Here is an 18,528-nt window from a genome sequence, read left to right as displayed (position 1 = left end):
GCTTAGTGCTTCTCGCCTGCCAGCTTGTGCTCGAGGTAGTGAATGTTCACGCCCCCTTTGCAGAAGCCTTCGTCGCGGGTCAGTTCACGGTGCAGCGGGATGTTGGTCTTGATCCCGTCAACCACGATCTCGTCCAGGGCATTACGCATGCGCGCCATGGCTTCGTCGCGGGTGGCGCCGTAAGTGATCAGCTTGCCGATCAGCGAGTCGTAGTTCGGCGGAACTGCATAACCGCTGTACAGGTGCGAATCGACGCGAACGCCGTTACCGCCTGGTGCGTGGAAATGCTTGACGGTGCCCGGGCTCGGCATGAAGGTTTTCGGGTCTTCAGCGTTGATCCGGCACTCCAGCGAGTGACCGCGGATCACCACGTCATCCTGAGTGAACGACAGCTTGTTGCCAGCGGCGATGCTGAGCATCTCCTTGACGATGTCGATACCGGTGACCATTTCCGAAACCGGGTGCTCCACCTGAACACGGGTGTTCATTTCGATGAAGTAGAAACGACCGTTCTCGTACAGGAACTCGAACGTGCCGGCGCCACGGTAGCCGATGTCGATGCACGCCTTGACGCAGCGAGCCAGAACTTCCTGGCGCGCCTGCTCGTCGATGCCCGGTGCCGGCGCTTCTTCGAGAACCTTCTGGTGACGGCGTTGCAGCGAGCAATCGCGGTCGCCCAGATGGATGGCGTGACCCTGGCCGTCGGACAGTACCTGAACTTCGACGTGACGCGGGTTGGTCAGGAATTTTTCCAGATAGACCATCGGGTTGCCGAACGCCGCGCCAGCTTCGGAGCGGGTCAGTTTCGCCGAGGCGATCAGGTCTTCTTCCTTGTGCACCACGCGCATGCCGCGACCACCGCCGCCGCCAGCGGCTTTGATGATCACCGGGTAGCCGACTTCACGACCGATGCGCAGCGCCGTTTCTTCGTCTTCCGGCAGCGGGCCGTCGGAACCTGGAACGGTAGGCACGCCGGCTTCGATCATCGCGTGCTTGGCCGATACCTTGTCGCCCATCAGGCGAATGGTTTCGGCTTTCGGGCCGATGAAGGCGAAGCCGGAATTCTCGACCTGCTCGGCAAAATCGGCGTTTTCCGCGAGGAAACCGTAGCCTGGGTGAATGGCGGTAGCGCCAGTCACTTCAGCGGCAGCGATGATGGCCGGGATGTGCAGGTAGGACTGAGCGGCAGAAGCCGGGCCGATGCAGACGGACTCGTCTGCCAGACCCAGGTGCATCAGCTCTTTGTCGGCCTTGGAGTAAACGGCGACGGTCTTGATGCCCATCTCTTTGCAGGCACGCAGAATCCGCAGGGCGATCTCACCGCGGTTAGCGATCAGAACTTTTTCCAACTTCGCAGTCATCAAAGGCTCTCCGCAGTTCAAACGATGGTGAACAGCGGTTGGTCGTACTCAACCGGCTGGCCGTCTTCGACGAGGATGGATTCGATCACACCGCTGGTTTCAGCTTCGATGTGGTTCATCATCTTCATGGCTTCGACGATGCACAGGGTGTCGCCTTTCTTCACGGTCTGGCCGACTTCAACGAAGGCTGGCGAGGTTGGCGAAGATTTACGGTAGAAGGTACCTACCATTGGCGAGCGGGCCACGGTGCCGTTCAGTGCCGGAGCAGCAGCGGCAGCCGGAGCGGCAGCAGCTACTGGAGCAGCGGCGGCAGGCGCAGCGGCCGGAGCCTGCATCGGCGCCGGAGCGTAGTACTGCTGAGCCGGGGTCTTGCTGTGACGGCTGATGCGTACGGACTCTTCGCCTTCCTTGATCTCGAGCTCGTCGATGCCGGACTCTTCCAGCAATTCGATCAGTTTCTTAACTTTACGGATATCCATGAATCATCAACTCCCAAGGGTCGGTCAGGGGCGTTTAACGCTTGTGGTTCAAGTCGTTGCCTGTGTTTCAAGCTGTTCTAGTGCGGCCTCCAGGGCCAGTCGGTAACCGCTGGCGCCAAGGCCGCAGATCACTCCCACCGCTACATCGGAGAAGTAAGAGTGATGGCGGAAAGGTTCGCGCTTGTGCACGTTGGACAAATGCACTTCGATGAATGGGATGCTCACTCCCAGCAGCGCGTCACGTAATGCGACACTTGTGTGTGTAAATGCTGCTGGATTGATCAGAATGAAATCGACACCCTCACCGCGAGCGGCGTGGATGCGGTCGATCAATTCGTACTCGGCATTGCTTTGCAGGTGCAGCAGATGATGGCCGGCTTCACGGGCGCGGCGCTCCAGATCCTGATTGATCTGCGCCAGGGTCGTTGACCCATAGGTGCCCGGTTCGCGGGTGCCGAGCAGGTTCAGGTTGGGGCCGTGCAGCACCAGTAGCGTCGCCATCTGCGTGTTCCTTGTTATGAATGAGCAGTCGTCAGAACCCGGCGACTATGCCGCAAAGGCTTTGTGACTGTCCAGTTCTCTGCAATAGCCAGCACGATGACCGATGTTTGCGCGAAATTTGTGACTGAGTGATTTGATCCGGTCACTTGTAGTGATTGTGCTGACGCCTTCGCGAGCAGGCTCGCTCCCACAGGGGGTACATATTCCAATGTGGGAGCGGGCTTGCTCGCGAAGGCGATTTTTCAGACGCGGAATGCCTGCACGGCGGTATGCAGTTGCCCGCCCAATACCAGCAGGTTCTCGCCCTGTTCGCGACCTTCACCGATACGCAGCAGGTTATCCCCGCCCAATTGATGGATCCGCTCGCTATGGTCGCGGATCTCGCTGACCGCGCCGCTTTGCTGAGCGGTGATATCGGCGATGCGGATCGCCGTGTCGGAAATGGTCTGGATCGCGCCGACGATTTTATCCAGCGCGCCGTCCGCCGCTTGTGCCTGATTGGCTGTGGCTTCGGCGTGTTCGACCTGTGCGCGCATGCCTTCGACCGATTGTCGGGCAGCAGTTTGCAGGCCGGCGATCAGCGTCTGGATTTCCGCTGTCGCGCCCGCCGTGCGTTGTGCCAGTGAGCGTACTTCTTCGGCCACCACCGCAAAACCACGGCCCATTTCCCCGGCCCGCGCCGCTTCGATGGCCGCATTCAGCGCCAGCAGGTTGGTCTGGTCGGCAATCGAACGGATCACCGTCAGCACGCCACCAATGGTCGCCGACTCTTCGGCCAGATGCTCGATCATCTGCGCGTTGCCTTGCACCTCGCCGACCAGCGCATGCAGGCCGGTGAGGCTCTGGCCGATCACGGCTTGTCCGTGCTCGACGGCAAGACCCGCATGGCGACTGGCATCGGCTGCCTGTCGTGCATCGCCAGCGACCTGCTGAATCGTCGCTTCAAGCTCACCCAGCGAATCGCGGATCAGCGCGGTGTCGCCCGCCTGATGTTCGGCACCGCTGTGCAGGTCGTTGCTCAGTTCGGCCAGGGTACGGCTGCTGTCGGCCACCTGTTCGGCATTGCCGCGAATCGTCCCGACCAGATCCACCAGATACGCGCGCAGGCGGTTGAGCGATGCCTCGATGTCATGCAGTTCGCGGTTGGTCTTGCCCAGTTGAATGTCGCGACTGAAATCGCCTTCGGCCCAGGTCGACAGCGCCGGCGCGAGGTTGGTCAGAGTGCGGGCGAGGCGCCGCTGCAGGATGTCGATCAGCAGGGCGATCAACAGAATCAGGCCGATCATCACGCCCTGCATCAGGCGCACTTCGCCCTGAATCTGTCCGTGCTGGGCACGCACCACCGGTTCGAGTCCGGCGATGGCCTGTTGCACGGCGGCGATTTTCAGGTGGGTGGCGGTGCTCAGGTCGGTGCGTTTCTGGATCTGCTCGCGGGTGCGTGCCAGCTCCGCCGGATAGCGACCGAGCAGGCTGTTGAGTTCGCGCTTGAGGCCGACCCCGGCGTCTTCGGCGGCGGCTTTTTCGGTGCTTTCGATGCCCATCATTGCGGCGAAATCATCACTGCCGGATTCGTTCCTGGCGACCACGCCGAGCAGGGGCAGGGCGTCGATGGCCTGAGCCTGGATGCGGATATTGTCGACTTCACGCTCGACGTCGGCGGCCAATTCACTGCGGCCGCTGCTGACCAGTTTGTCGCGGGCCAGCGACAGCTTGCCCAGGTGCTGCGAAGCGACCAGCAGCGGCGTCAGATACGTCGCGTTGCCATTGGCGTAGGTGCTGAGTTGATCGAGACTGGCGCTCAGTTCGCGTTCGGCTTGCAGCAGCAGTGCTTGCGGATCACCGGCCAGTTTGCCGGCGGCGAGCAGGTCGGTTTTGCTGAACTCTTCGAGGCTCGACAGACTCGGGCGCAGGGTCTCGGCCAGTGCCGGCGGCAGTTCGCCGAGCTCCTTCTGCAGGCCGTCGATGGCTTGGCTGGCGCTGCTCAGGCGCAGGGCGTCGCCGCTGGCGAGGTAGTCCTCGATATTGCGTGCCACGTCATTCTGAAATTGCTGCGACAGACCCAGGTAGCGCTCCATCAACAGATACGGACGCTCCAGGGCTTTTTGCGACCACCACAGCGTCGCGCCGAGGGCCACGCAAACGGCGACCAGCAGCAGAGTGTTGAGATTGGTGAGCAACTTCAGGCGCATGACGGCTACCAACGGCAGAAATGGTAAGCGCCTGAATTTATTGCGGTTCTGTTACAGGGTTATGACCGAATCAGTGGATTCCGATGAAAAGGTGGCACTTTGCTTTGAGTCGCGCGCGGTCTGCACTCGATTGCGTCCGGCACCTTTGGCGCGGTACAGCGCTTCGTCGGCCTGGCTGGCCATCATCAGGCTGTCGGAATCCTCGTGCATTTCCACCACGCCGGCGCTGAAGGTGCACCACAAATCGTGCGGTTGCGCCGGGTAGTGGATTTCGGCGAAGCGCTGGCGGATCTCGTCGAGCACTTTGTGCGCCGCTTCTATATCCGTGTCGGGCATGACGATGGCGAATTCTTCGCCACCGTACCGGCCGATGAAGTCGGTCTTGCGCAGGCGTTGCTTGAGGAACAGCGCCAGGCTCTTGATCACTCGGTCGCCCATCGGATGGCCGTGACTGTCATTGACTCGCTTGAAGTGGTCGATGTCGAGCATGGCAAAGCTCAGCGGCTTGTTCTCGCGACGGGCGCGGAACGAGCAGTCTTCGAGCAATTGCAGGATGTGCGTGTGGTTGTACAGGCCGGTGAGGCTGTCGCGGACCATGCGTGCCTTGAGATTGCGCGCGCGGGCGGCGCGGTTGCGCACAGTCGTAATCAGATGCCGAGGCTTGATCGGTTTGGTAAGGAAATCGTCGCCGCCCTCGCTCATGGCGTCGAGCTGCTTGTCCAGATCGTCCTCGGCCGAAAGATAAATGATCGGCACGCTGACGTAGCGGTCGTTGTGGCGGATGACCTTGGCCAGTTCGGTGCCGGTGCAGGCCGGCATGTACATGTCGAGGATGATCAGATCCGGCTGGAAGTCCGCCAGTTCGGCCATCGCCTGGATCGGTTCGATCAGGGTGCGAGTGACGATTCCGGCGCTGTTGAGCAGGCGCTCGGTGTGCAAGGCCTGGGCGCGAGAGTCGTCGATGATCAGCACTTTGTAAGGTTCGTACTGGGCGACGCACGTCAGGACTTCGATCTTCTCCAGCAGGCTCGACGCTTCGAGGGTGCCGGTGAGGAATTCCTGGCCGCCGGCGCGCACGGCGGCGAGGCGCGTCGGGGTGTCGGTTTCGTGCAGGCTGAAAAACAGCAGCGGCAGCGGTTCTTCCAGGCCAACCTGGGCTTCGGCAGCCAGTTGCAGGCCGACGCCTGCGCCGCTGAAGTCCACGTCCATGACGATCGCGGCGGGCAAGCGCTCGACCATCGAGGAGCGAAACGCCGCAACACTGTCCAGCGCCTGCGCGGTCAGGCCGAAAAACTCCAGCTGCTTGGCCAGCCGCTCGGCACGGTCGTGATCCTGCAACATCACGTAGATCGGTTTGCGCAACGGCGGCAGGAAGGTCTGGTCGAGTTGATCGCCATGCCGCAGACCGGTGCGCGACAGACGCTGCATCAAACGATTGAGGTCAGTGATCAGGCCGCTGCTCAGGCGTCCGCGATTGGCGTCCACCGCTTCCAGCGACTGGCCGATATGACGCGCGAGTTGCGTATGCTCGGGCTGCTCGAAGCGCTCGGCAAAACGCAGCAGGCGCAGATTGGCCTCGCTCAGTTCGGCGAGGTCGGCGGTGGACCACTCACTGCGTTGCAGGCGCTGCCATATCTCAAGAATCTGACGTGCCTGATGAATTACCCGCTGGGCAAAGTGGTGCTTGAGGCGCTCACGGCTGGGGTCTTCTGGCTCGGTCATATCCTGACTACTAGTTAGGGCGCATGCTGAGATCGACTGGTGGCTCTATGCTAGCACCTCTTTTCCCTTATATGAGTGTCGTGCATCAATAATCTGCGGTGCTGCACAATTCAGTTTCTGACCGGGCGGTATCGGATTGAACCTGTTCGTCGGTGAGCCTCCCGTAAACCGGGCGTATGGCGCTGATCGACGGGTCAAAACGCTTGTGTGCATAACGCTGCGCTGTAGACAGGCGCTGATCTGCCATGGCCTGTTCCGGGGCGTCTTTGGTGATAGTGCATCAGGGAAACCCCTAGAGAGTTCGCGGGGCGATGTCGCGCTCTCCGTGGATTTTCTGCTTCTCTTCAATGGCGGGTGCCCGGCCTTGGCACGTTGTTGTATGGTTGTGGTCGAACCGTTGAACCCAAGTGATTGAAAGGATATCGCCATGCTGGACTGGAAGAACCGCGCGGGCAGCGCGCCTGAACGTGCCGCTGAGCCGAAGTCGGCCACCCGCAGCTATGTGGGCGGGCTGTTGTTCAGCCGCGCGCTGGCCACGCTGATCGGCATTTATCTGCTGGTGACCATCGGCCTGGGCTGGTACTGGAGCCAGGAGCCGGCGCTGTTTCCGGTGGCACAAAACGCCCAGGCGGCTGCCGAGAAAGAAGGCAAGCAGATGGTCGTCGGCTACACCACGGTCGAAACCCTCAAGACCGTTGCCGGTACGTTGCTGAACAAACCGGGCGGCTACATTTCCAACGACCGTTTTCCGCCTGGCCTGTGGATGGACAACACCCCGAGCTGGGAATACGGCGTGCTGGTGCAGGTGCGTGACCTGACTCGTGCCCTGCGTAAAGACTTCGCCCGTTCGCAGTCGCAGTCGGCCGAAGATGCCGACCTGGCCAAGGCCGAACCGCGTTTCAACTTCGACAACAAGAGCTGGATCCTGCCGTCGAGCGAATCGGAATATCAGGAAGGCATCAACTCCCTGAGCCGTTACCAGGCGCGTCTGTCTGATCCAACGCAGAAAAACGCCTTGTTCTACGCCCGTGCCGACAACCTCAACAACTGGCTGGGCGATGTCGGAACCCGTCTGGGTTCGCTGTCGCAACGCCTGTCCGCCAGTGTCGGCCGGGTGAAACTCAACACAGCGCTGAAAACCGAAGTGCCGGCGGTTGGCGAAGTACCGCAAGTTGACGAGGAAGTCGTAGAGACTCCGTGGATGCAGATCGACAATGTGTTCTATGAAGCGCGTGGTCAGGCCTGGGCGCTGTCGCACCTGTTGCGCGCCATCGAAGTGGACTTTGCCGATGTGCTGGCGAAAAAGAACGCCACGGTCAGCGTGCGTCAGATTATCCGTGAACTGGAAGCATCGCAGGAGCCGGTCTGGAGCCCGATGATCCTCAACGGCAGCGGCTTCGGCGTGCTGGCCAACCACTCGCTGGTCATGGCCAACTACATTTCCCGGGCCAACGCTGCAGTGATCGATCTGCGTCAATTGCTCAATCAGGGCTGAGTCATGGTCGATAGCGCCAAAGAGGCGGCGCACCGCGCCGCCTCCGATGCCGAACAGATCGCCTGGGTCGACGAGCAGGACAACCTGCTCGGCGCCCTGGTGCGGGCCGATCTGCGTGAGCGCGGGCTGATCGGGCGCGGTACCTACATCATGTTGTTCAATTCCGCTGGTGAGCTCTGCGTGCACCGGCGCACCCTGAGCAAGGCGATCTATCCCGGTTACTGGGATGTGGCAGCCGGCGGCATGGTGCAGGCCGATGAGACCTACGCCGAATCGGCGGCCCGCGAGCTGGAAGAGGAATTGGGCGTGAGCGGGGTGGAGCTGACCGCCCACGATCATTTTTTCTTCGAGGACACCGGCAATCGCCTGTGGTGCTCAGCATTTTCCGCGGTGTGGGACGGCCCGCTGAAACTGCAGCCGGAAGAAGTGCTGGAAGCACACTTTATTCCGGTCGATCAGGTAATGCTGGAAATCCAGCAAAAGCCTTACTGCCCGGACTCTCTGGCCGCGTTGAAGCGCTATCTGCAGGCGCAGCAGAGCGGCGTCGCAAAGAACACATAAATTGGCGCCGATTGGCTCTTAGCAATTGCGCTTTTTGCCGTTACACTGCGCGACCTTTTCAAGCTGCACCGACCTGCTTTTGTTCAAGCGCACGGTGCAGTAGCGCTGCCCCTGCCTGAGTGGGGCTTCGCGGTCGATGACCTTGCCCAAGGTCGCGATCAGTCTTTGTCCTCCCAAGAGGATTGCCGGTGGCCAAAAAAGCCGCATCCTTCGCCGCCCTTGGTGGCCTGGTATTTTCCACCGACGCAGGTCGTCATTGCCCGGAATGCAGTAAACCGGTGGACGCCTGTATCTGCAAACAAACCGTGATCCCGGCCGGGGACGGCATTGCCCGCGTGCGTCGCGAGAGCAAGGGCCGTGGCGGCAAAACGGTGACCACCATCACCGGCGTGCCACTGGCCGAAGACGCCCTCAAGGAGCTGGCGACAACGCTGAAGAAACGTTGCGGCACCGGTGGGGCGTTGAAGGACGGGATCATCGAAATCCAGGGCGATCATGTCGAGCTACTCTTGGCAGAGCTGATCAAACACGGTTTCAAAGCGAAGAAGTCCGGCGGCTAGCAGCCTCTGTGAAATCCATCTGCGGCTTGATCCGGCACTGAAGCAGTTCAGATCCGGCGTCGTCTCCATGGTTTTCACAGAGCCTGTTCATGACCGGTTTCTAAACTACACGCAGTCAGTGCGGTCTACCGCCGCACTGACGAACCGTCATTTTCATTCTTTAGACTGCGCCGGCCTGCGATCAGGCGACGCACTATGACTTCTTTATAGGGGACTTCGATGTCCGTACGACGCACACGTAAAGACGATGGCAGCCAATGGACAGTTGCGGACAGCCGCAGTGTTTACGGGATTCGCCATTGGGGGGCCGGGTATTTCGCGATCAATGACGCCGGTCGCGTCGAAGTTCGTCCGAACGGCCCGAGCAGCTCGCCTATCGACCTGTTCGAACAAGTCGACCAACTGCGCAAGAGCGGCTTGTCCCTGCCGTTGCTGGTACGTTTCCCCGACATCCTGCAAGACCGTGTCCGTCAACTGACCGGTGCTTTCGACTCGAACATCGAGCGCCTGGAATACCAGAGCAAGTACACCGCGCTGTACCCGATCAAGGTCAACCAGCAAGAAGCGGTGATCGAGAACATCATCGCCACCCAGAACGTTTCCATCGGTCTGGAAGCCGGCTCCAAGCCTGAGCTGCTGGCGGTGCTGGCACTGGCGCCGAAGGGCGGCACCATCGTCTGCAACGGTTACAAGGACCGCGAGTTCATCCGTCTGGCGCTGATGGGGCAGAAACTCGGCCACAATGTGTTCATCGTCATCGAGAAAGAATCCGAAGTCGGCCTGGTGATCGAAGAAGCCGCCTCGCTCAAGGTCAAGCCACAGGTCGGCCTGCGCGTGCGCCTGTCGTCGCTGGCGTCGTCGAAGTGGGCGGACACTGGTGGCGAGAAATCCAAGTTCGGTCTGTCGGCGGCGCAACTGCTGTCGGTGGTCGAGCGCTTCCGCGCGGCCGGCCTCGATCAGGGCATTCGCCTGCTGCACTTCCACATGGGTTCGCAGATCGCCAACCTGGCTGACTACCAGCACGGTTTCAAGGAAGCGATCCGTTACTACGGCGAGTTGCGCAACCTGGGCCTGCCGGTCGATCACATCGACGTCGGCGGCGGTCTGGGTGTCGACTACGACGGTACCCACTCGCGCAATGCCAGTTCGATCAACTACGACATGGACGACTACGCCGGTGTCGTGGTCGGCATGCTCAAGGAGTTCTGCGACGCGCAGAGCCTGCCGCATCCGCACATCTTCTCCGAAAGCGGCCGCTCGCTGACCGCGCACCACGCGATGCTGGTGGTGCAGGTGACCGACGTCGAGAAACACAACGACGAAATCCCGCTGATCGAAAACAAGGAAAACCTGCCGGAAACCGTGCAGTGGCTGGTGGACCTGCTCGGCCCGACCGATATCGAAATGGTCACCGAGACTTACTGGCGCGCCACGCACTACATGAGCGACGTGGCTTCGCAGTACGCCGACGGCAAACTGACCCTGGCGGAAAAGGCCCTGGCCGAGCAGTGTTACTTCGCTGTGTGCCGTCGCCTGCACAACTCGCTGAAGGCACGTCAGCGTTCGCACCGCCAGGTGCTCGACGAACTCAACGACAAGCTGGCCGACAAGTACATCTGCAACTTCTCGGTGTTCCAGAGCCTGCCGGACACCTGGGCGATCGATCAGGTGCTGCCGATCATCCCGCTGCATCGTCTGGATGAAGAGCCGCTGCGTCGCGCGGTGCTGCAAGACCTGACCTGCGACTCCGACGGCAAGATCAACCAGTACGTCGACGAGCAGAGCATCGAGACCAGCCTGCCGGTGCACGGTCTGAACGAAGGTGAAGACTATCTGCTGGGCGTGTTCCTGGTCGGCGCCTATCAGGAAATCCTCGGCGACATGCACAACCTGTTCGGTGACACCGACTCGGTGAACATCTACCAGAACGCCGATGGCAGCGTGTACCACGCCGGTATCGAGACCCACGACACCATCGAAGACATGCTGCGTTACGTGCACTTGTCGCCGGAAGAACTGATGACCCACTACCGCGACAAGTGCGCCAGTGCCCGCATCAGTGCCAGCGAGCGTACGCAGTTCCTCGATGCCTTGCGTCTGGGCCTGACCCGTTCCTCCTACCTGTCTTCCTGAGTCAGGTCTGTTGCACCGGGTTGTCTGAAATTTTCCCTCAAGCTGTGGAAAATTCGGATGACCCGGTGGGACATTTCCCAAATCCCCTGCGAAATAATTGCCTGCCACAGCCGGAGAAGTGATCCGGTCTGCTTTTCGCGTAGGTCATTTCCTAAGTTGTACTTCAGCTCTCTACTCGGCCATGGCTCTCGGCGAGAATCCCCGGCCGCCCCTCCTGTAGAGATCCGCCCATGTTCGAATCAGTCAACGAGCCGTCGTTTCGTCTCGATGTAACGGGGCTGCCCGAGCCCTTCGAGGTGCTGGCCTTTACCGGAAGTGAGGGCATCAGCGAACCCTTCGCCTTTGATATCGATCTGTTGATCAATGATCCGCAACTGGACCTGGCCGGCCTGCTTTACCGCTCGGCGTTCCTGCAGTTCGGTCCCGGACACAATGGCCTGAGCGGGCAATTGCAGAGTGTCGTCCAGCATGAGCACGATCAGGGCGCCCGATTGTGTCGAGTGACACTGGGACCGAAGCTGAGTTGTCTGGCGCTGCGTTTCAGTCAGCGGATCTTCAGCAGCCAGTGCGTGCCGAAGATCCTCGCGCAGGTGCTCAAGGAGCATGGGATCGTTGGTGCGCAACGACGTTTTGATTTGCAGTGCGAATACCCGGTGCACACTTTTTGCACCCAGTACCGTGAGTCGGACCTGCAATTCGTGCAGCGGCTGTGCGCGCAGGCGCGGATCCACTACTACTTCGAGCACCGACCGGACGGACACTGTCTGGTCTTTGTCGATGATCCAGGGCGTTTTCCCGTGGCCGGCGCGGCGTCTGTGGACGATGGCGCGAGCACCCCGGCGGTAAGACGCTGGCAGATGCAAGTGGACGCCAGCGATGTGGACGCGGGTTCGGCGCAGGCCGGCAAAGCTTATGGCCACAGCGATCTGCCGACCTTGCGCGCCGCGCAGTGGCTGGCGTTGACCGCGCATCCGTTTGCCGAATGCAACCGCCGCTGGTTGCTGAGCCGGATCGAGCATCGTGCCGATCCCGCCAGCGAGCCGGCTTACAGCAACCGGATCGTCGCCGCCGCCCAGGCGCAACTGCCGACATTGACGAGCACCTGTGCCAGGCCGCGCATGCACAGTCTGCAACGTGCGTGGGTGGTGACGGTCGATGAACCGCAGCCTGACGAACAGCGGCCGGTGGCGGTGCAGTTCGACTGGCTTTATCAGGGCGAAGGCGCTGCCGCCAGCCATTGTTGGCTGCCGCTCGCAGCAGCGTTGAGCGACGCCTCACTGACATCGTTGCGTGAAGGCGTTGAAGTGGTGGTGAGTTTTCATGAAGGCGATCCGGATCAGCCGGTGATCAGTGGTGTGCTGCAGGAGCCGGCGGTGATCGAAGACTGCGAAGCGCCATTGGCGCTGCCGGACGTGCTGCCGAGCGCGGGCCTGGCGCAATGGCTCAAGTCTGCCGAACCGCTGTTGCTGTTGTGTCTTATGCCCGGCGGCGGCAGTTACAACCACTGCACGGCGTCGATCTGCAGTTGCCGATTGGTCGCGTCGCTGGATCAGGACGGCGCCGCTTGAGCGGCGTCGGCTTTGCCCCGCAGGTACAGTGGCTGTTGCTCGATGGCGCCGATGCGCAGCCGGCGCTGGCAACACTGCGTCAGGGCTTCGCCAGCGTACGTTGCACGCGGCTGTTCCAGGGCACCGAGTTTCAAGCGGTAAGCGAGCACGGTCCGCTGCTGGTCGACCTGCATGACTGCCCGGCACTGGCGGCGCTGTGTCAGCGTGATCCGCAGACCTGGCGCGGGTTGTTGTTCGCCAGTGATGCCTCGCAGGCAGTAATGCTGAGCCACCTGCGACGGATGCTGACGGTCTCGTTCGGGCTCAATCACCGCGCCTTGCTCGGTTACTACAATCGACAGACAGCGAGTTATTTTTTCGACGCCTGTGATGCCGCCGACTTGAGCCGCTGGCTCGGGCCGATCCGCCTGGTGCGCTGGTTCGGTGGCACCTGGGCCGACCTCGCCATCGGCAGTCAGGGCTGGCAGCAACTGCGCAACCCGCAGTGGGCGGTCGAGCCGCTGGGGATCGACGAAAGCCTCACCCATCGTCAGCGCGAACGTTTGCAAAGCTGCCTTCTGGAACAACACATCTGGCGCTGGTGCCAATCAATGGGAACCGACTATGCGCGCATGGCCTCCCATGTGCAGGAGGGGCTGAGCCTGGGTTTCAGCGACCGTACGGTGCTGGATGGCTGGTTGTGGCTACGCTTGCAGCATCCGCGGGCGCAACTGCCGGGCGTGCCGGACGGGCTGAGCCAGCAGGAACGGCTCGAGCATGTGCGGCGACAGTGGCAGAACGATCAATCTTGAGGTGCGACATCCATGACAAATCCTCTGTGGCAGCGGTTCGGCGCAGTCCTCGGCGGGTTTCTGCTGCTGGTGCTGACGGGATGTTCCCCGGTCAAGGTGCTCAATGCGCTGACCCCCGACGACACGTTCCACAAAACCGCCGGGATTGCCTATGGCGATGATCCGCGACAGAAGCTCGACGTCTACGTGCCGCGCCAGCCGCTGGAGGGCGCGCCGGTGGTGGTGTTCTTCTACGGCGGCAGCTGGAATAGCGGTGATCGTGGCGATTACGCGTTTGTCGGCGAGGCGCTGGCGTCGCGGGGGATTGTCGCGGTGCTGGCGGATTATCGGCTCTACCCGCAGGTGCGCTATCCGTTGTTTCTTGAAGACTCGGCGCGGGCGGTGGCCTGGACCCGGGCGCATATCCGCGAGTTCTCCGGCAACCCGCAACGCCTGTACCTGATGGGCCACAGTTCCGGCGCTTATAACGCGGCGATGCTGGCGCTGGATTCTGGTCTGCTCGGTGCGGTGGGCATGACGCCCAAAGACCTCAGCGGCTGGATCGGCTTGGCCGGGCCATATGATTTTCTGCCCATCAAGAATCCGCAGGTGCGTCCAGTATTCTTCTGGCCGGACTCACCGCCGCAATCGCAGCCGATCAACCACGTCAGGGCGGGCGAGCCTCCGGCACTGCTGATCGCCGCGACCAAGGACAATCTGGTCAACCCGACGCGCAACACCGCAGGCCTGGCGCGCAAACTGCGCGAGGCGGGTGTACCGGTGCAGGATCTGTACTACTCGCGCCCCAGTCATGTGACGCTGGTGGCGACCCTGTCGCGTCCGCTGCGGCGCTTGGCGCCGGTACTCAATCAGGTCGTCGCGTTCGTCAAACACACACCGGCTCAGTGAGCGGCACCGCAGAACCAGCCGTCGTTGCGCCGCAGCCACAGGGCCAGTGCGCCGAGGGTCAGGCTGCGCAAGACCATAAACAGCAGGAACGTTATCCACAGCCCGTGATTGCCCAGTCCCTGTAATGCCCAGGCGAACGGCAGCAGCAGGGCGACGGTCAGCAGCATGCCGTTGCGCATCTCCCGGGCTCGAGTGGCGCCGATGAACAGGCCGTCGAGCAAGTAGCTCCAGACCGCAATCAGCGGCAGTACCGCCAGATACGGCAGGTAGATGAACGCGGTGTCGCGGACGCTCTGGATGTCGGTCTGCATCTCGATGAACAAGTGTCCGCCCAACAGAAACAGCGCGGCAAAACCGAGGCTGGCCAGCAATGACCAGCCGCCGGCCACCACCAGCGAACGGCGCAGGGCGAGCCGGTCGCGGGCGCCGATGGCGTGTCCGCACAACGCTTCGACCGCATGCGCCAGACCGTCCAGCGCATGCGCGGTCAGCAGCAAACCGTTGAGCAGCAGAGCATTGGCCGCCACCGTGGCATCGCCGAGCCGCGCGCCTTGCACGGTGATCAGGAAAAATACCGATTGCAGCGCCAGGCTGCGGATGAAAATGTCGCGGTTGACCGCCAGCAAAGGGCGCCAGCTCTGCCACACCTTCAACGCTGCCCAGACGATGTGCCCGGGATAGGCGCGCAATGCGCCGCGGGTCAGCCACAGGCCGAGCAGGGCGCCGCTCCACTCGGCAATCACCGAGGCCCGGGCCGAGCCGACCACACCCCATTCCAGACCAATCACGAACCACAGGTTGAGAGCGATGTTGATCAGGTTGGTGCTCAGCAGAATCGCCAGCGGCGCCCGGGCGTTCTGGGTACCGAGGAACCAGCCGACCAGGGCGTAACTGGCCAGCGCTGCCGGCAGCCCGAATAACCGGGTGTGGAAGAACTCGCGGGTCAGTTGATCGAGTTCGGCCGACGGCTGCATGAAGTGCAGGGCCACGCCGCTCAACGGCACGCCGAGAGTGCCGAGCACGATCGCCAGTCCCAGCGCCAGCAGCAAACCCTGCAACAGAATCTGCCGTAACGCCGCGCCGTCGCTGCGCCCGGCGGCCTGAGCGGCAAACCCCGTAGTGCCCATGCGCAGAAAGCCCATGGCCCAGGCGAGAAACGTGTAGAGGCTGGCGCCGACCGCCACTGCGCCCAACTGATGGGCGTGGGGCAGGTGGCCGATGACGGTGCTGTCAACCAGCGCCACCAGCGGCACGGAAATATTGGAAAGAATCATCGGCGCGGCGAGCGCCCAGACCTTGCGGTGAGTCGGGCGGTCGCGCCAGTCGGCAATCAGGTTGGACATGCGGGCTCCTTGGGGGAGCGGGGATTGTAGCGATTCGTACGGCCTGCGATGCAACCAATGTGGGAGCGAGCCTGCTCGCGAAAGCTGTGTGTCATTCAGAACAGTTTTGACTGATCTGACGCCTTCGCGAGCAGGCTCGCTCCCACAAGGGCTAATGAATAATCCAGCTCAACAACCACAACCCCAACAGCAGCCAGATGATCCCGGCAATGATCGACGCATTCATGAACGCGCGAATCGCCGACCACAGCAGCATCAGGCCGACGATCAGCGCGAGGATGCTGATGATCGAAGTGTCCATGCCCAGCGTCTTCGCCAGGCCATCGACAAAGTTGCCGCCGGCGTTGCTCAGAATGTTGAACAGGCCGCTGAGGCCGTCGACGATGAAACGGATGATCGAACCGAGTGCCTGGCCGAGCCATTCGAAAAAGCTTTCTACCTGCATGTGTGCATCCTGATGAAAGAGCTGAGCCTTGGGCCACCGCGCGGGTGGCCGAGTTCCCTGCAACTATAGAGGGTTTGCCTCAATCCTGTGTGGGAGCGAGCCATGGCCGCTTGCGTTCAGCCGACATCCCCCCGAAGCTATACGCCTTCAGGAGAGCCCGATGAACCTTGTTGAACTGACCGAACGCCTGCACGCCATTCGCGACCGCAATGACTGGCGGCAATTTCACAGCCCGAAAAACCTCGCCATGGCCGCCAGCGTCGAGATGTCCGAGTTGGTGGAGATTTTCCAGTGGCTGACCGAAGACCAGTCACGCCAGTTGCCGGCGGACAAACTGGCGCATGCCGGGCAGGAAGTCGGCGATATCGTCCTGTATCTGTTGCTGCTGTGCAGCGAGTTGGGGCTGGACATGAATGAAGTGGTGCGCAGCAAGCTCGCCGACAGCGAACGGCGGTTCAGCTGATGAGCGACCGGCATTTCGATCAGTTGGCGACCCGTTTCGCCGAAAAAATCTACGGTGGCGCCAAAGGCGCGATTCGCCTCGCGGTGTTGCAGGCCGACCTGGCCGAAGCATTGCCGGACCGACCGCTGCGCGTGCTGGACATCGGCGGCGGTCTGGGCCACATGTCGCTGTGGTTGGCCGAGCGCGGCCATGAAGTGACCTTCACCGAGCCGGCCGAACCGATGCTCGAAGGTGCTCGCCAGCGCTTCGCCGAAGCCGGGCAGAGCGCAACGTTCATTCAGGCGCCGTGGCAGGAGCTGCTCGGTCAGCTCACCGAGCCCTACGATCTGGTGATCTGCCACGCGGTGCTCGAATGGCTGGCCGAACCCCATGCGATCCTGCCGGTGCTGCATCAACTGACCAAACCCGGTGGCTGGCTGTCGCTGGCGTTCTACAACCGTGATGCGCTGATTTATCGCAATCTGCTCAAGGGCCATTTCAAGAAAATGCGCAAAAACACCATGGCCGGTGAAAAGCAGAGCCTGACCCCGCAGCAGCCGCTTGATCCGAGGGAGCTGGCAACGCAACTCGAAGGGTTGTGGCAGGTCGAAACCCAGAGCGGGATCCGGGTTTTCCACGACTACATGCCGGTGGAATTCCAGGCCCGCGCCGAACTCGTGGATTTGCTGGAGATGGAGCTCGCTCACCGTCGCCACCCAAGCTTCGCCGGGCTTGGGCGTTACTTGCACTGGATCTGCCGGCCGATCTGATCGGAGCACCACATGAAAGCTCAATCCGGTTTATTGCTGATCTGTCTGGGGTTGGCCGCCTGCCAAGGCAGCAACCCGTACGTCGCGCAGTCGCGGCCGTTGCCGCCAGCGCCGCCGCAAGCGGCCAACACCTTTGATCGCAGCGCCTACCCGGCGCCGACACGCGATTACGGGCGCTATCGCAGTTGGGCCTGGCTCAACGGGCAGTTACCGCCGGGCACGGCCTGGGCCGACTCGGCGCAAGTGGCCGAAGCGGTGAGCAATGCGCTGGACCAACGCGGGTTGCGTCCGTTGCACGACAACCGTCCGGCCGACTTGCTGGTCAGCGCCAATCTGCGTCTGGAAACTCGCTTGCGGCAGGTGCAGGACGATTACGGTTACGGCGGATACAGTGGCTATGATCGCTACGGGCGCGGTTACGGCATGTACAACACTGTGCCGATTGTTCGCACCTATCAGGAGCAGGTCGTGGTGGTGCAGGTCAATCTGTTCGATGCCGGCACCGGTCAACCGGTGTGGAGCGCCAGCGCCGAGACCGCCAACCAGGGTAGCCAACTGGTGCGCACCGACGCCATTCGCGAGGCTCTGGAAAAAGCCCTGTCGGCCTATCCGCCGAGCTAGACTTCATGTGAGAACGCTTCGCAGGTTCAGGCCTTCAACCGGAGAACAACCATGTTCCGTCGTCTCGCTTTACTGGCCATGGCCGCGCTGCTCAGTGCTTGCGCTGCCAACCAGGTCAATCACGACTTTGACGCCAGCCGCGATTTCGCCGCCTATCGCAGCTGGAGCTGGAAAGAACCCGCGCTGCAGTATCGCCCGGATGATCCACGGATCAAGAGCGACCTGACCGAGCAACGCATCCGCCAGGCCGTCAGCGATCAGCTCGACCAGCGCGGTTTGCGTCCCGCCGCGGCGGGGGCCAAGGGCGACCTGAGCGTGCAGACCTACCTGATTGTCGAGGATCGCCAGCAGCAAGTGACCACCAACTACGGCGGCGGTTGGGGTGGCCCGTGGAACGGTTACTGGGGCGCGCCGATGTACAACGAAACCCGCAACATCACCTACAAGGTGGCAACGATCCAGATCGATCTGCTCGATGGCAAGGACGGCAAACTGGTGTGGCGTGGCAGCGATGAGCAGATGCTCAGCAGCACGCCGAACCCGCAGGATCGCAGCAACGCAGTGCGCGAAACCGTCAGCCGGATATTGGCCAACTATCCACCGCGCTAGTTCGCTGTAAAAAAAAGGGAGCCCAAGAGGCTCCCATTTTTTGCCCCACC

At 61.8% G+C, this 18,528-nt stretch carries 18 protein-coding genes; 11 read left to right on the top strand and 7 right to left on the bottom strand.

Features of this window, described 5'->3' with window-relative positions:
* Positions 1-2: 2 nt before the first annotated feature.
* The 5 genes from accC to gcbA form a co-directional block, all read right to left on the bottom strand.
* Positions 3-1,361, bottom strand: coding sequence for an acetyl-CoA carboxylase biotin carboxylase subunit (gene accC, locus QRN61_RS20620; RefSeq protein ID WP_027613593.1), 1,359 nt, complete (start codon positions 1,359-1,361; stop codon positions 3-5).
* Between the two features lie 17 nt (positions 1,362-1,378).
* A complete protein-coding gene (gene accB / locus QRN61_RS20615) occupies positions 1,379-1,840 on the bottom strand; it encodes an acetyl-CoA carboxylase biotin carboxyl carrier protein (RefSeq protein ID WP_027613594.1) in 462 nt (153 codons plus the stop codon).
* A 48-nt stretch (positions 1,841-1,888) separates the two neighbouring features.
* Positions 1,889-2,341 (bottom strand): type II 3-dehydroquinate dehydratase, encoded by a 453-nt coding sequence (gene aroQ / locus QRN61_RS20610; RefSeq protein WP_025111759.1) that lies wholly within the window; start codon positions 2,339-2,341, stop codon positions 1,889-1,891.
* 242 nt (positions 2,342-2,583) lie between these two features.
* Entirely contained in the window at positions 2,584-3,627 is a 1,044-nt protein-coding gene (locus tag QRN61_RS27810) for a methyl-accepting chemotaxis protein (protein WP_502942640.1), read from the bottom strand.
* A 954-nt stretch (positions 3,628-4,581) separates the two neighbouring features.
* Positions 4,582-6,252, bottom strand: a complete 1,671-nt coding sequence (gcbA, locus tag QRN61_RS20600; protein WP_027613596.1) for a diguanylate cyclase GcbA — start codon at positions 6,250-6,252, stop codon at positions 4,582-4,584.
* Between the two features lie 427 nt (positions 6,253-6,679).
* Here gcbA and QRN61_RS20595 point away from each other — a divergent pair, with 427 nt between their 5' ends.
* The 7 genes from QRN61_RS20595 to QRN61_RS20565 all read left to right on the top strand — a co-directional run bounded on the left by QRN61_RS20595 (position 6,680) and on the right by QRN61_RS20565 (position 14,248).
* Positions 6,680-7,747: a DUF2333 family protein gene (locus QRN61_RS20595; RefSeq protein WP_007963034.1), complete on the top strand. Its 1,068-nt coding sequence runs from the start codon at positions 6,680-6,682 to the stop codon at positions 7,745-7,747.
* 3 nt (positions 7,748-7,750) lie between these two features.
* The gene (locus QRN61_RS20590; protein WP_096794820.1) at positions 7,751-8,308 is read left to right on the top strand and encodes an NUDIX hydrolase; all 558 of its coding nucleotides are present in this window, start codon (positions 7,751-7,753) and stop codon (positions 8,306-8,308) included.
* Between the two features lie 188 nt (positions 8,309-8,496).
* Positions 8,497-8,868, top strand: a complete 372-nt coding sequence (locus QRN61_RS20585) for a translation initiation factor Sui1 (protein ID WP_007914613.1) — start codon at positions 8,497-8,499, stop codon at positions 8,866-8,868.
* Between the two features lie 219 nt (positions 8,869-9,087).
* Complete coding sequence (speA, locus tag QRN61_RS20580) at positions 9,088-11,001, top strand: arginine decarboxylase (RefSeq protein ID WP_003221289.1); 1,914 nt, start codon at positions 9,088-9,090, stop codon at positions 10,999-11,001.
* A gap of 230 nt (positions 11,002-11,231) precedes the next feature.
* On the top strand, positions 11,232-12,569 hold the full coding sequence (locus tag QRN61_RS20575; RefSeq protein ID WP_183783605.1) for a contractile injection system protein, VgrG/Pvc8 family: 1,338 nt from the start codon (positions 11,232-11,234) through the stop codon (positions 12,567-12,569).
* Positions 12,566-13,360 carry a DUF4123 domain-containing protein gene (locus QRN61_RS20570; protein WP_285375116.1) on the top strand — a complete coding sequence of 265 codons (795 nt, stop codon included), beginning with the start codon at positions 12,566-12,568 and terminating at the stop codon, positions 13,358-13,360. Before QRN61_RS20575 ends, QRN61_RS20570 begins: the two co-directional genes overlap by 4 nt.
* Positions 13,361-13,372: 12 nt before the next feature.
* Positions 13,373-14,248 (top strand): alpha/beta hydrolase, encoded by an 876-nt coding sequence (locus tag QRN61_RS20565; protein WP_285375114.1) that lies wholly within the window; start codon positions 13,373-13,375, stop codon positions 14,246-14,248.
* On the opposite strand, the gene QRN61_RS20560 is transcribed toward QRN61_RS20565, so the two are convergent.
* Positions 14,242-15,591 (bottom strand): MATE family efflux transporter, encoded by a 1,350-nt coding sequence (locus QRN61_RS20560; protein ID WP_285375111.1) that lies wholly within the window; start codon positions 15,589-15,591, stop codon positions 14,242-14,244. The genes QRN61_RS20565 and QRN61_RS20560 overlap by 7 nt on opposite strands.
* 151 nt (positions 15,592-15,742) lie before the next feature.
* On the bottom strand, positions 15,743-16,036 hold the full coding sequence (locus tag QRN61_RS20555) for a hypothetical protein (protein WP_007963021.1): 294 nt from the start codon (positions 16,034-16,036) through the stop codon (positions 15,743-15,745).
* A 160-nt stretch (positions 16,037-16,196) separates the two neighbouring features.
* Between QRN61_RS20555 and QRN61_RS20550 the strand changes: the two genes are divergently transcribed.
* The 4 genes from QRN61_RS20550 to QRN61_RS20535 are packed head-to-tail and all read left to right on the top strand — an operon-like array spanning position 16,197 to position 18,478.
* Entirely contained in the window at positions 16,197-16,499 is a 303-nt protein-coding gene (locus QRN61_RS20550) for a MazG-like family protein (protein ID WP_007951009.1), read from the top strand.
* Complete coding sequence (locus QRN61_RS20545) at positions 16,499-17,248, top strand: methyltransferase (protein WP_103368075.1); 750 nt, start codon at positions 16,499-16,501, stop codon at positions 17,246-17,248. Before QRN61_RS20550 ends, QRN61_RS20545 begins: the two co-directional genes overlap by 1 nt.
* Positions 17,249-17,260: 12 nt before the next feature.
* Positions 17,261-17,869, top strand: coding sequence for a DUF4136 domain-containing protein (locus QRN61_RS20540; protein ID WP_098967043.1), 609 nt, complete (start codon positions 17,261-17,263; stop codon positions 17,867-17,869).
* A 51-nt stretch (positions 17,870-17,920) separates the two neighbouring features.
* Entirely contained in the window at positions 17,921-18,478 is a 558-nt protein-coding gene (locus tag QRN61_RS20535; RefSeq protein WP_007963018.1) for a DUF4136 domain-containing protein, read from the top strand.
* Positions 18,479-18,528 lie beyond the last annotated feature (50 nt).

The sequence above is a fragment of the Pseudomonas sp. lyk4-TYG-107 genome (genome assembly GCF_030209055.1).
GTDB classification, from domain to species: Bacteria; Pseudomonadota; Gammaproteobacteria; order Pseudomonadales; family Pseudomonadaceae; genus Aquipseudomonas; species Aquipseudomonas putida_A.
The sequence above is the reverse complement of the archived record's forward strand: the minus strand, read 5'-3'. Positions and strand labels throughout refer to the sequence as shown.